Source organism: Streptomyces sp. NBC_00210, assembly GCF_045160975.1.
GTDB lineage: Bacteria > Actinomycetota > Actinomycetes > Streptomycetales > Streptomycetaceae > Streptomyces.
In genome coordinates, this window is the sequence record NZ_CP108120.1 from 8,323,471 (window position 1) to 8,335,722 (window position 12,252).

Annotated in this window: 14 protein-coding genes and 1 pseudogene; 7 read left to right on the plus strand and 8 right to left on the minus strand. The window is 67.4% G+C overall.

Annotated features, from left to right (window positions below; genetic code table 11):
• Positions 1-34: 34 nt before the first annotated feature.
• Positions 35-991, plus strand: coding sequence for a LysR family transcriptional regulator (locus OG729_RS37370; RefSeq protein WP_405810516.1), 957 nt, complete (start codon positions 35-37; stop codon positions 989-991).
• Positions 992-1,305: 314 nt separating this feature from the next.
• Here OG729_RS37370 and OG729_RS37375 read toward each other — a convergent pair whose 3' ends face one another.
• Positions 1,306-1,722, minus strand: coding sequence for a VOC family protein (locus OG729_RS37375; protein WP_405810517.1), 417 nt, complete (start codon positions 1,720-1,722; stop codon positions 1,306-1,308).
• 269 nt (positions 1,723-1,991) lie between these two features.
• Complete coding sequence (locus tag OG729_RS37380; protein ID WP_405810519.1) at positions 1,992-3,002, minus strand: ArsR/SmtB family transcription factor; 1,011 nt, start codon at positions 3,000-3,002, stop codon at positions 1,992-1,994.
• A gap of 915 nt (positions 3,003-3,917) precedes the next feature.
• On the opposite strand from OG729_RS37380, the gene OG729_RS37385 reads away from it, so the two are divergent.
• Complete coding sequence (locus tag OG729_RS37385) at positions 3,918-4,643, plus strand: CHAP domain-containing protein (protein ID WP_405810521.1); 726 nt, start codon at positions 3,918-3,920, stop codon at positions 4,641-4,643.
• A gap of 100 nt (positions 4,644-4,743) precedes the next feature.
• Entirely contained in the window at positions 4,744-5,166 is a 423-nt protein-coding gene (locus tag OG729_RS37390; RefSeq protein WP_405810522.1) for a hypothetical protein, read from the plus strand.
• Positions 5,167-5,416: 250 nt separating this feature from the next.
• Here the strand turns inward: OG729_RS37390 and OG729_RS37395 are convergent, their stop codons facing one another.
• Positions 5,417-5,854 carry a MarR family winged helix-turn-helix transcriptional regulator gene (locus tag OG729_RS37395; protein WP_405810524.1) on the minus strand — a complete coding sequence of 146 codons (438 nt, stop codon included), beginning with the start codon at positions 5,852-5,854 and terminating at the stop codon, positions 5,417-5,419.
• Between the two features lie 93 nt (positions 5,855-5,947).
• On the opposite strand from OG729_RS37395, the gene OG729_RS37400 reads away from it, so the two are divergent.
• On the plus strand, positions 5,948-6,778 hold the full coding sequence (locus tag OG729_RS37400) for an alpha/beta fold hydrolase (RefSeq protein ID WP_405810525.1): 831 nt from the start codon (positions 5,948-5,950) through the stop codon (positions 6,776-6,778).
• Between the two features lie 54 nt (positions 6,779-6,832).
• Here OG729_RS37400 and OG729_RS37405 read toward each other — a convergent pair whose 3' ends face one another.
• Both OG729_RS37405 and OG729_RS37410 read right to left on the minus strand, forming a co-directional pair.
• Positions 6,833-7,654 (minus strand): VOC family protein, encoded by an 822-nt coding sequence (locus tag OG729_RS37405; RefSeq protein WP_360876758.1) that lies wholly within the window; start codon positions 7,652-7,654, stop codon positions 6,833-6,835.
• 373 nt (positions 7,655-8,027) lie between these two features.
• Entirely contained in the window at positions 8,028-8,690 is a 663-nt protein-coding gene (locus tag OG729_RS37410; RefSeq protein ID WP_405810526.1) for an HAD family hydrolase, read from the minus strand.
• Positions 8,691-8,832: 142 nt separating this feature from the next.
• On the opposite strand from OG729_RS37410, the pseudogene OG729_RS37415 reads away from it, so the two are divergent.
• Positions 8,833-9,045, plus strand: a pseudogene (locus OG729_RS37415) (uracil-DNA glycosylase family protein); the annotation flags it as partial.
• A gap of 14 nt (positions 9,046-9,059) precedes the next feature.
• On the opposite strand, the gene OG729_RS37420 reads toward OG729_RS37415, so the two are convergent.
• A complete protein-coding gene (locus OG729_RS37420; protein WP_360876752.1) occupies positions 9,060-9,356 on the minus strand; it encodes a hypothetical protein in 297 nt (98 codons plus the stop codon).
• A gap of 418 nt (positions 9,357-9,774) precedes the next feature.
• On the opposite strand from OG729_RS37420, the gene OG729_RS37425 reads away from it, so the two are divergent.
• Positions 9,775-10,008 (plus strand): CsbD family protein, encoded by a 234-nt coding sequence (locus tag OG729_RS37425; RefSeq protein ID WP_405810528.1) that lies wholly within the window; start codon positions 9,775-9,777, stop codon positions 10,006-10,008.
• A 193-nt stretch (positions 10,009-10,201) separates the two neighbouring features.
• On the opposite strand, the gene OG729_RS37430 is transcribed toward OG729_RS37425, so the two are convergent.
• Entirely contained in the window at positions 10,202-10,540 is a 339-nt protein-coding gene (locus OG729_RS37430; RefSeq protein WP_405810530.1) for an SsgA family sporulation/cell division regulator, read from the minus strand.
• Between the two features lie 105 nt (positions 10,541-10,645).
• On the opposite strand from OG729_RS37430, the gene OG729_RS37435 reads away from it, so the two are divergent.
• Positions 10,646-11,752, plus strand: coding sequence for a YihY/virulence factor BrkB family protein (locus tag OG729_RS37435; protein WP_405810532.1), 1,107 nt, complete (start codon positions 10,646-10,648; stop codon positions 11,750-11,752).
• Between the two features lie 41 nt (positions 11,753-11,793).
• Here the strand turns inward: OG729_RS37435 and OG729_RS37440 are convergent, their stop codons facing one another.
• Positions 11,794-12,252, minus strand: coding sequence for an SRPBCC domain-containing protein (locus OG729_RS37440; protein WP_405810533.1), 459 nt, complete (start codon positions 12,250-12,252; stop codon positions 11,794-11,796).

Below are 12,252 nucleotides of genomic sequence, written 5' to 3' on the forward strand. Positions count from 1 at the left end.
TCACTTATCCCCCTAAACGCGGGAAAATCGGATAGTGACCGTCACACAGCTCAGCACGTTCGTGCTGGTTGCCCGGCTCGGTTCGGTGGGCGCCGCCGCGCGGACTCTGGACGTGAGCGAGTCTGCGGTGTCGCAGGCGCTCACCGCGCTGCGCACCCACTTCGGTGATCCGCTCATCCGGCGCACCGGTGGCGGTGGGATGCGTCTGACGCCCGCGGGGGCGCGGCTGCTGCCGGTCGCGTCGCGGATGGTCGCGCTGAGCGCGGACGCCGAGGCGGCAGTGCGGGCGGCGCGGGGCGCGCCCGACGAGCTGCGGGTCGTCGCCACGAGCACGCTGGCCGAGTTCGTACTCCCGTCGCTCGTGGAAGCCTTCGACGGCCGCTCGGGGCGCAGGACGGAGACCTCGTTCGGGGTGGCCGCGGGCAACGAGGTACGCGTGCTGGTGGAGAACCGGCTGGCCGACGTCGCGCTCGGGCCGTATCTCGGCGCCGTCCGCGGGGGCGAACTGCTCAGCGAGCCGCTGTTCCGCACCCAGCTGGTCGTGGTGACCGGCGCGAGGTCGCCGCGGCCGCCAGGTCCGCCGCCGCAGTGGTCGTGGCTGGTCGATTCCTCCGGAACCGATCCGGACGCGGACTCCGGGCGGCTGCTGCGCCGGCTCGGTGTGGCCGAGGGGCACGTGTGGGTGTTCCCCAACCAGGCCGCGACCTGGGCGGCCGCCGCCGAGGGCGCGGGGGTGGCACCAGCGTTGGCCCATCTGGTCTCGCCCCGCATCCGGCGTGACGAGCTGCGCATACTGGAGACCCCGGCCACGCCGTCGGACGCCACCTGGCACGCCACCGTCCTGCAGCCCGAGCACCGTTCCCCGGCCACCGACGCGTTCCTGCACTTCCTGCACACCCCCGCAGCGACCCGCATCATGCGCGCGCCCGGCGCGGGCGTCCCGCCCTCCCGGTTCCGGCCGCCGGTGTACGTCACGCTCTGGGGCGGGTGAGAGAGCGGGCTTTTCCCGTAGCGGTGGGCCCGGCTCGTGTTTTCGAGGGCCGGTCCGGCGAGCTGACCACGGCGGAACGCGAGGAGCTCTGCCTGCGGCAGCTGCCGCGGCCGGGCTGCTGTTGTGGGGCGTCGATCAGCGGGGCGACCTCGTCCAGCAACCGCATCTCGGGCGTGCCGTCAGCGTCCGCATCGGGAAGTCGACTGCGGCTACACCTGATATCCACCCCGACCTGCTGCAGGCGTGTCAGGCCAGAGCGGCGCCGCGAGTGACGCGCCGGTCCGTGGCGGGAGGGTCCGGCGCGCCGCTGCCGTTCAGGCCTGCTGCTCGCTGATGTTGACCAGCCAGGTGATGCCGAAGCGGTCCGTACACATGCCGAAGACATCGCCCCACATCTGCTTCTCGAGCGGGACCGAAACCGTGCCGTCGCCGGAGAGTTCGTCCCAGTAGCCGCGCAGTTCGTTGACGTCGTCTCCGCTGAGGCTCACAGAGATGTTGTTCCCGGGCTTGTACTCCATCCCCGGCGGAGTGTCGGCGGCCATGAGCGTGAAGCCGCTGTCCGTCTCGAGCATGCTGTGCATGATCTTGTCGGCGGCGTCTCCGGCCTCCTCCCTGCCGAAGTCACCGAATGTGTTTACCGTCAGGGTGCCGCCGAAGATCCCCTTGTAGAACTCCATGGCTTGCCGGGCGTCGCCGTCGAAGGCGATGTACGGGTTGAGTCGAGAAGTCACGATGTGCTCCTTTCCGGATGAGAGGTCAGGTCTGGAAGATTAGGCGGAGTTCTGCCGGTGTTCTGGGCGACTCCCCGGCCGTCGAACGTCGGCCCGACATCGCCTGCTACGCCGTTCGATTGCACAGGGCCGACCCCGGTCAGTGGCGCAACGGCCTGGCCGTCCTGTCCGGGGAGACCGCACGCAACGCCGTGCAGCCGGCCGTGGGCGGCAGGTTCAACTCCCGGCCGATGATGGGCGTGCAGTTCGGCAACAGGGTTTGCGGGCCTTCAGGGCGCGGTGCTGGTGCCGTCGAGGAGAGACAGTCCCTTTCGTGTCAGGGTGTGCTGCACCGTGTTGCGGTAGCGGGTGCTGGAGGCGAGTCCAGCCTGTCGGAGCACGCCGGTGTGCTCGCTGGCGCTGGCCGGTGAGATGGACAGTCGGCGAGCCAGTTCGGTGGTGGTACAGCCATCGACGAGCGTGGACAGGATGGCGGCGCGAGTGGTTCCCAGGAGTGCGGCAAGGGCCTTGTGCGAGCCTGCGGATCGCGGCGGGGACCATATGTCGCGGACTGTGGCGGCATCGCGCGGAGCGGGGTAGATCAGCAGGGCTTCGGCATCGGTGCCGGGTACGAACAGCTGGGGTGCGGTTTCGCAGAACAGCGAGGGTGCGAGGACGATGCCGCGGCCGCCCAGGTGGAACTCCGTGTCGCCTGACCCGCGCCACGGGGTGTAGTCCGGTACTTCCAGCACCGGCGGTCTCCAGCGCAGGCGGGGAGCGAGGCTCTCCAGCGCCTTACCCACTCCGCCGGTGGCCATCAGCTTCCCTACCAGATTGGCATGAGAGCTCAGATGTCGTAGCGCGCCGTTCCAATAGGGGGCCACGGCTTCGGCGTGGTAGTCGACCAGGGCGTTCGCCAGTCGCTCGACCGCCCCGCCGCGTGCAGGGTCGGCCAGCCAGGAGGGTCTTTGGCGCACCAGCCGGGAATCGGGGGAGAGCTCGGCACGAAGTTGCGCCAGTGGCGCGCTCAGCAGGCGCTCCTGCCCCTCCTCGATCGAGGACACCGGCCCCAGCAGCGTGAAGAAATCAACCATCCACGTCCGCGGGCCGGCAACGAAGGCCGCCAGCTCCCGTACATCGTGCGGCACCCGTGGATGCGTGCGCCTGCGCCACCCATCGAAAAGGACCTTCTCGTCCCGGCGCTGCAACATCCGCAAGCTGAGCTGTGTCTCGGCCAGTGGCCCCAGCAGGGCCACTCGGGTACGGGCGAGGTCCTCCAGTGTGAAATAGAGACGCAGCACCGTGATCCCCTGCCCCCGAAGACGTCAACACGAGCCTGACCATGGTCATTTAGCGTTGCCTGCCAGTCATTTGTCGAGCCGGTTCCCGGTCAGAGGTCCTCGACGTCTGAGGGGAGTCGACCTCGCCTTGTCCCCGGAAACCGGGAAGCTCCAGTACCGGTTCCTGCCAGTGCACTTGTGGGTGCAGTCCGGCCGGCAGTGCGCCGAAGCATCCGGAAGCCAGCCGGGGGTCGGCACCCTGGATCGGCCAGATCCTTCGCAGTGAAGTGGATACGTAACACACAGCCCCCGATGTCCGATTCGCTGGCGTCGTGCCTGCTGACCAGGGACATTCGGCTGCACCCGACGGTCGTTGTCGATATCGCCCCCGGCCAAAGATGCTGTGTCCAGGCGAGTTTGAAAACCGAAGGGAGGGCATCTGTGAGGTCTTCGACACCGGCTCCTCGGGAGCGGTGACCGCAGCTCGTCGGCGTGGCACGGCAGTGGTGCACCAGCCAATTGGTCTTACGGACCGAATCCACTCAGAACAGCCTGCCAGTCCACTCACGCAGTAGTCACAGGTGTGCCGGACAACAAGGAACCGTCATGTCCAGTTCGGCGGGAGCCCGCGCGGAAAAGGACTCGCCCCGACGAGCACGTCGCCGTGCGGCCCACCCATCCAGATGGCTCATGCGCCACCGACGCCTGGCCCGCGACTACGAAACCCACCCACACGAGACCTGAAGCTCGAACCAAACACCTTCCCCAGGTCAAAACGCTCTTTGAAGCCGACCTGTAGGCCCCTCAGGAACCTTCAGCGTCCCCTCAGCCATGTGATGGCGATCTCTTCATGGCAACCACACAGAAGGCCAGGTGAGTTCGAAAACAAGTGAGTCGAAAACAGGCAGTCAGTAACTCGGTCAGAGGAGAGAGTTAGTGAGGCGTTTCAACAAGGGTGTCCTGGTCACTTGCGTGAGTGCCGGTCTGCTCGTCGGCAGCCCGGCCATGGCTGGGCCGGCACAGGCGAGCGCCCTGGGCGACACCATAGCGCGCCAGGCGAACGGGCAGTTCGACAGCCACAACAAGGAAGTGCAGAAGCGGCTGCTCGAGGGCGGCAAGAAGCACACCAACAACTGCAACTTCTACAGCGGCTTCTGGAAGAAGGGCGCGCCCAAGGGCCTGGACGGCGCGAAATGCGGCACGACCAAGGGCTACAGGTATGAGGGGGGTGTCAAGAAGTGGACACCCATCGCCTGGGGCAGCCAGGCGTGGTGCGCGGACTTCGTGAAGTTCACGTGGTACTGGGGCCAAGCCGATGTGGCCGGGATCAACTCGCTCGCCGGCTCCTTCAAGAGCTACGGCCAGCGTCATCACACGTGGCATCCGCGCGGAAGCTACACGCCGAAGCCTGGGGACGCGGTGACCTACGACCGGGATCACAACGGCACCATCGACCACGTCGGAGTCGTCGTCAAATACAACAAGTCGAGCAGGACGTACAGCTCGGTCGAGGGCAACGTGCGCGTCAAGTACGGCAAGGGCAAGGGCAAGGGCAAGGGCAAGTACGGCGAAGGGCTGCTGAGGAAGACCGGACAGAGCGCGGCCGGCACGGACGTGGTCGGGTTCACGACCCCCGCTGCCAAGCAGCACAAGCCGGTTTGATCGCAGGACCACGTGCGGAGGGTGGTCCACGCACTCCTCTCAGTACCCGGGGTCAGCTCAGGTTGTCTGGCCACGTCACACACCCAGGAAGAGAGATGTCATGAGGATGAACAGCGTTTTGGCGGCAGGCGCACTGGCGATGGGCGCGGTCCTTGCCGTGCCGGCCTCGGCCCAGGCAGCCGCCCAGCAGTTCGCGTTCTACACGACTGACGCGAAGCGGGGAGGTTACGTCAGTGGCACGCTGGTAAGTGGCGGCTCCTCGTGGAGCACATGCTCCTACGCCAAGATCAAGAACAACTCGGGCAGCTACGTCCGGGACATGGCACGCGACGGCAAGGCCGCTGTTGCCTGGTTGGTCTATACCGACTGCAAGTCCGGGGCCGTCAAGTGGCGCGAGCTGGGACGGGCCAGCGGGTATGGCAAGAAGGACTACCTGGCGGGCACCCCGGTCTACAACGCGAAGAAGGCCAAAGTCGCGGTATGCCTCTCCGCCAAGAACAACTGCCGGTACAGCCGGTACTGATCGGCCACCCGGCCGCCGGGGCATCCTCCCCAGGGGGATGCCCCGGCGGTGCCTCCGACACACAGGGGCGACGCCCCTGCGCCGCGGTCCGGGTGGCCTTCCCCGCCAGCACGCGCCCACATCAAGCCCCTGCTCGACATCGCCGCACCCCGGCCGTGGCAGGCCGTGGGTGAACGAGCGCAGCAACGTGCCCAGCCTCGAAGGGGCCCGGATCCCCCCAAACGTGACCAGACCGGCTTGGCCGCAAGGGTCAGCGGGGTGCCGTGTCTGCTGGACGCAGCTCGGGCAGGAGCCGCGTCAGCAGTGAATGGAGGAGATCGCGTTCCTGCTGCGAGAGTGGCGCGAAGGACTCCGTGAGTACGTGGTTCACCACGGCGTGGCCCTTGTCGAGCACGGCCTCGCCGGAGGGGGTGAGGCGGTGCCGGATGGCGCGCCCGGGGCCCGCGGTGCGTTCGATGAGTTTCCGTGCCAGCAGCCGCTTGGCGAGCGTTCCGAAGGACTGGTCGCTCTGGAAGGTCAGGACGGCCAACTCGTGGGACGTGGACTCGGGATGGCGGTGGATCGCACGGAGCGCGTCCCACTGGGCGAGCGTGGTGCCCTGCTCGATCAGCAGCGCGTCGAGAGTGCGGTGATGACGGTGCTGGAGCCGCTTCACGGCCAGCCCCAGGTCCTGGAGTGCTACGGGCATGCGGACATCATAGCTCGCTAAGTAAGCTTGCTTATATAAACATCCTTATTTAGGCTGGGTGGTGCCTCCACACACCTCCTGAAGGGCTCACTCATGTCCGACAGCGCAGCAGCCCGCGCCCATCTCACCCCGCTCGCCGACGACGTCACCCTGGCTTGGGAGGACCAAGGCGCAGGGCGCCCGTTCCTCCTGCTGCACGGCGGCGCCGGCCCCGCGTCCGTTCTGCCGTTCGCCACGCTCCTGGCCCGCCATGGACGGGTGATCACGCCGACCCACCCCGGCTTCGCGGGCCGACCGCGCCCCGACGGCCTCGACAGCATCCCCCGCCTCGCATCGGTCTACCTCGATCTGCTCCGTCACCTCGACCTGCAGGACGTCACGGTGGTCGGAAACTCCATCGGGGGCTGGATCGCCGCCGAACTCGCCCTGAGTGACACCTCCCGCATCGGTCGCATCGTCCTTGTCAACGCCGTCGGCATCCACGTCGCCGGAAGCGACACCGAGATCGCCGACATCTTCGCCCTTCCCCCCGACCAGACCGGCCGTCTGGCCTTCCACAACCCGGCTCTGCGGCCCGACCCGGCCACGCTGACCAACGACGAACTCGCCGCGGCCGCCGCAAACCGGGCGACGGCCGCTGTCTATGCCGGCGATCCGTATATGCATGATCCGCAACTGCGCCGACGGCTGAAGGACGTCGACGTACCCGTCCTCGTCGCCTGGGGCAAGGGGGACGGGATCGTCACCCCCGCGTACGGCAGGGCATACGCGGAGTCGTTCGCGGCGGCCCGGTTCGAACTCATCGCGGACGCGGGGCACTTCCCGCAGATCGAACAGCCCGCACGTCTTCTCGCCCTGATATCGGAGTTCGTGCGACATGAACAGGGCCATATAGGGCGCCCGTCACCACATGACCATCAATAATCCGGATCGTGGAAGTTCGACGAGGCCCTTCGTGGGGTCAGCCGGACGGCGGGCTCAGTCGTTCGCGGGTCGGCTCGTCACGGTGAACATCGCGCCGTCGGGGTCGCGCAGCGTCGCCTCCACGCCATAGGAGGCGGGGCCCTGTCCCAGGACGGAGCCGCCGTTGAGACGCGCCGTCTCGATCGTCTCCTCCACGTCGGCCACCGGGAAGTAGACGTGCCAGCGGGGCTGGATCAGCGGGTCGGGTGCGGTGTCGACCGCGCCGGAGCTGAGCCGGGCGAGAACCTGCCCGTGCTGGCGCAGTACGACTTCGTCCCCCTCGTAGTCGACCGCGCAGCAGCCGGGGCGGTCGGCGGAGGCCCAGTCGAGAACCTCGCCGTAGAAGATCGCGGCTTCGAACGCGTTGCGCGTCCGCAGGCGCAGCCACGCGGGGGCCTTCTTGCGCCAGGTCTGCCAGTCGGAGATGAGCTGTCCTTCCCAGATGCCGAACACGGCGCCGTCACGGTCGGCGGCGAGGGCACCGCGTCCTACGGGAAAGCGGAGGGGGCCCACCGCCACGGTGGCGCTGCGTTCGCGGATCCGTGCCGCGGTCTCGTCCACATCCGCGACGGCGAAGTAGACCGTCCAGGCGACGGGCATCTGCAACGCCGGGGCGAGCGCGCCGATGCTGGCGACGGGCGTTCCGTCGCGGATGGCGAGACTGAACTCGTCACCCAGCCTGGCAGCCCGCCGGAACTGCCAGCCGAGCACAGCACCGTAGAACGACTGCGCGGCCTCCTGATCGCGGGTCATGAGAGAGATCCAGCACGGCGCGCCGAACACTTCGTGGCTGGACGTCACGCCCCTCGCCCTGCTTTCTGTCGTCTTCTCGTCCATCACACTCGGAGTCCCGGTCTCGGGGGCGGGCAGGGCATTGATGAATCACAAACCGCCCGGTCCGTCCGGCGTCCGCTCCTTCGCGGCCGAGTACCCGGATCCGGGCCTTTCATTCTGGCCCCTCAGAGAGCGCTCGCAAGCCGGGCGTGGCCGTGAGAGAGGGAAAGTGCATGGTCAGAGCCACCCTGTGCCACTCGTCCGGCTGAAGCCCGATCGCGCCGACGAGGGTGGGGCCGCACCGCGTCGCACTTCCTCGCGGGGCACTCGGTGGCCTTCCGCCCGGCACTCCACGTGCCGTGAAGAGTGGCTCCAGCCTGGATACGCGACCGGAGGCGGTCGGGCATGGCGTCTCCAGGACTCCGTTCCGAGCAGGTCAGGCATGGGCCAGGGGACTGTCGGCAAGCGACTGAAGCAGATGGGACGGATGAAGAAAGATCGTGGCCGCTCCGGCCTGCTCCAGATCGCCGCGGGGAATGCCGCCGCACAGCACCCCCACGCACGCGACGCCGGCCTTGGAGCCCGCCCGTATGTCCCAGACGGTGTCGCCGACGAAGACTGCTCGGTCCGCGGGGACACCGGCGAGTTCCAGGGCATGCTCGACAGGGTCCGGCGCCGGTTTCCCGGCCGCCACATCGTCGGCGCCGGCGCCGGCGCTGATGGCGTCGTCAGCGTCGATGGCACGCCGGAGCGCCTTGAGTTCCGTACCACTGGCGGACGTGGCCAGGACGACGGTCCAGCCTCCCTCGGCCAGGGCGCGCAAGAGATTGCCCGCGTCCTGAAACGCAGGCAGCCGGTCGAAGTACGTCCCGTACAGCGCCTTGTGCGCCGCGGCGATGGTGCCGTCCTGGCCGCGGTCGCGATCGTCTCCCAGCAGATGGTCGATGAGGTCGTCGGACGCCAGCCCGATCGCCCGGTGGATGGCGTGCATGGGCACCGTGTGGCCCGCCTGCCGAAACGCCTCCCACCAGGCCGTCACGTGAAGGTGATTGGTGTCGACCAGGGTGCCGTCGACATCGAACACGGCCGCGCGTGCCATGGGGCTTCCTTCCGTAGGGTGCCGGGCGGGTGTGACCGTGGGAGGTGTCAGGCCGCCGCGGCTCTCCTCCTGCTCTCTCCATGGCACTCCGGCGGGCGGCTCATCGCATCTCCACGGCCTGGATCCGTCCGTATCCGGATGAGCCGACTGCCGGGGCTACCCGCTGTTCGCGAACGCCACCCAGACCGTCTTTGCCAAGGGCGGCCCGTCGGCGCGCATTGTCCTCGTCGGCGAGCAGCCCGGCGACCAGGAGGACAAGCAGGGCGAACCCTTCGTGGGACCGGCCGGGCGGCTGCTGAGGAAGGCGATGGACCAGGCCGGCATCGACGCGGAGACGGCGCACCTCACCAATGCTCCGGCACCGCCGGCTCAGGCCGACGGGGCCGCCCCGTGGCCGAGGGAAACAGGGCCGTCTTCCCGATCACGCACGGATTCGACGATCGATTGGTGCAGACTGCGGCTGGCCTCTTCGGACGGGCACGGTACGGGGCTGCCGGTCATGGTGAACCAATCCGAAGCGCCGCTGAACTGAACGGCGATCTGGGCCTGACCGTCGGACCAAGTGGTGTGGACGGTCAAGTCACCTCGAATGACGCCGACTTCGTCGGTGAGCACGCCACCGGACCCTGCGTAGATGCCGGTGGTGGTCCACGATGCCCAGGTCATGGTGCACCCTCACGGGACGGGGGAAGGGGAGGGGAAGGCCCGCGGCAACTTCCGGGAGCCGTTCTACGAGTCTGACACCTGACGGACGGGTGCGCGCGGCGATGCCGGAGTGGCCCCGGGCGGATGTGCGCGATGACACCGAAGGCGCAGTGAAGACATCAGGTCCCATATACGGCGTAAGACTTCGACCCTCCGTAGCGGTTCCTGCGCCACCGCGATTCCTCGGTCTGTGCGATGACAAGAATCCGGCGGAGGTGGTCCTGGAAGAGCGGTCTGACCTGCGCTAATGCGGATGATTGGACGAGTGTATCCCTTTCGGATTGCGGAGAAGACCATACGGATGGCGAATACGAAGCCGAATGACGTTTGCGAGCTCCTGATCGAGGTAGCCGCATAACGTACCAAATGGACGCGATACTTGGTCGAGGAGCTGATCTGCATGGCAGCGGGCAAGAAGATTCGCGGCAAGGCCCAGGAAACAATGGGTAAGGCCGAAGAAAAAGTCGGACGCGCAACGGGCAAGGACGACCTTCGTCTCAAGGGGGCCGGAGACCGCGTCGAGGGTAAGACCCGCCAGGCTGCCGGAGAGGTCGAGGACACCGTGAAGGGCACGGCGGAGGAACTCAAGGGAAAGGCCCGTAAGCACAAGTGACGAATCGGCATGACGCGATTCGGGAATTGGGCCGCGGTGAGAAAGTGACCTGCCCGGGGTTTTACCTCGCGCATACGCGCCGGTGTGTGGGCCGAGCCGACCGCAGAGGCGGTCGGCTCGGCCCGTTTCGCCTGGGGCGCGGTGGCGGTCGAGCCGCGGGATGGCAGCTCGTGAAGTCAGCCCGGGCAGCTCCTCATCGCTCGCTCAGCAGGCGATGGGCGAGTGTGTCCCAGTCGATATGCCGCGACTCGGTGCCTGCCGGGACGAGGTCGAAGGTTCGCCTGATCCAGTTTCGCAAGCCGGCTCTGTCCGCTTCGATGAGGGCGAACGCGTGGCTCGGCTCCAGGTGCAGCCGTACGGTGTCGGCGGTTCCGGGCATCCTGGTGGGCCAGATCCTGACGTCGCCGATGCCGGACAGGACGCGGGTGCCGGAGTACAGCAGTTCGCGGGACAGCTGCCAGGCGACCGGCCCGGGGGATTGGAGGTCTGGGTATCCAGAACAGCGTGTTCGACACGCCGCCTCGAGCCGCAATCTCTGCCCCGCGGGAATCGTTCAGTACGGCCTCCCTGACCACAGAGGCGCCCTTTCGTAACGGATCACATGATTCATCCCGGGTTTTGCGGTTACTCGTGTTCCATGGCTGGGACATGGCGACAGAAGACCGCGGGCGACCGAGATGACCGGCCCGGCCGTGCAGGCCGGGCGGCGGACGCCGAGAGCCACGAGGCCGGCCCGGATCCGCAGGTGGAGGCAACGGCGCCGGACGAGCCGAGCGAGCTGCCCAAGAGGTCGTGGGGGGCGGTGCTGCGCCGTACGATCCGCGAGTTCAAGGAAGACGAGCTGGCCGACCGTGCGGCAGCGCTGACCTACTACGGAGTGCTGGCGCTGTTCCCCGCGCTGCTGATGTTGGTTTCCCTTCTGGGCATCGCGGGGGAGTCGGCGACGCAGACTGTCCTGGACAACATCAAGCAGCTCACGCCGGGTTCAGCGCGAGACGTCATCACGGGTGCGGTGGAGCAGCTGCAGGCGAGCAGTGGAACCGGCTCTGTCCTGGCGGTCGTAGCTCTGCTTGGTGCGCTGTGGTCCGCGTCGGGCTACGTGGCGGCGTTCATCCGTTCCTCCAATGCCGTCTACGACATGCCGGAAGGCCGACCGGTGTGGAAGGTGGGGCCGCTGCGGGTGGCCCTGACGGTGGTACTGATGCTTATGGCATGTCTCAGCGTGCTCATCGTGGTGCTCACGGGTGCTCTGGCTCGCCAGATCGGTACTGCCCTGGGCATCGGGGACACGGCCTTGACGGTGTGGTCGATCGCGAAATGGCCGGTCCTGATCGTGCTCGTCACCGTGATGATCGCGATCTTGTACTGGGCGTCGCCGAACGCCAAGGGGCGCGGCTTCAAGTGGATCACGCCCGGCAGCTTCCTTGCCCTGGTGATCTGGATGATCGCCTCCGGCGGCTTCGCGCTGTATGTGGCGAACTTCGCCTCGTACAACAAGACGTACGGCACTCTGGCCGGAGTGATCGTTTTCCTGGTGTGGCTCTGGATCACGAATCTGGCGATTCTGCTGGGGCTGGAGTTCGACGCCGAGCTGTCCCGCGAACGCGCGATCCTCGGCGGGCACCCCGTGCACGAGGAGCCGTATGTTCCGCCGCGGGATACCCGGAAGTGGAGCGAGGAGGACCGCAGGCGTATGGGCGTCGAGTCGACCGAGGCCGGGCGCGGCGGCGAAGACACCCGCTGACCGGCAGCTGTGCGCGGTGATCGTCGACCTGCTGCACGTTCCTAGGGCGAGGCAGTCGGCGACATCAGCTCTTCCAACTTGTCGAGACTCTGGGTCCAGCCCTCGTCGTGGAGAACTTGGCGCCGCTCAGTGGCGAAGTCGCCCTGAGTGAGGATCAGTTCGGACGACGTACCACCGATTTCGCGAAGCGACAGCGTCACCACCGTCTCCCGATCCTCAGGATCGGGATCCTCCCACCGAAAGGTGTAGGACAGGCGTTGGGGAGGTTCGACCTCCAGGAATTCCCCCACCAGGTAGAACAGATCGCCTTCCGGTGGCTGCATGGCGATCCGATAGTCACCTCCCGGCCGGAGGTCGCTTTCCACACTCGGAATGCTGAACCCGTCGGGGCCCCACCACTTGGCCAGTTCCTCCGGTTCGGTCAAGGCCTGGAAAATGACCGAGCGCGGTGCGCGGAGGACACGCTCCATGTGCAGCCTGAGGCCGCCGTCGTTGGCCAT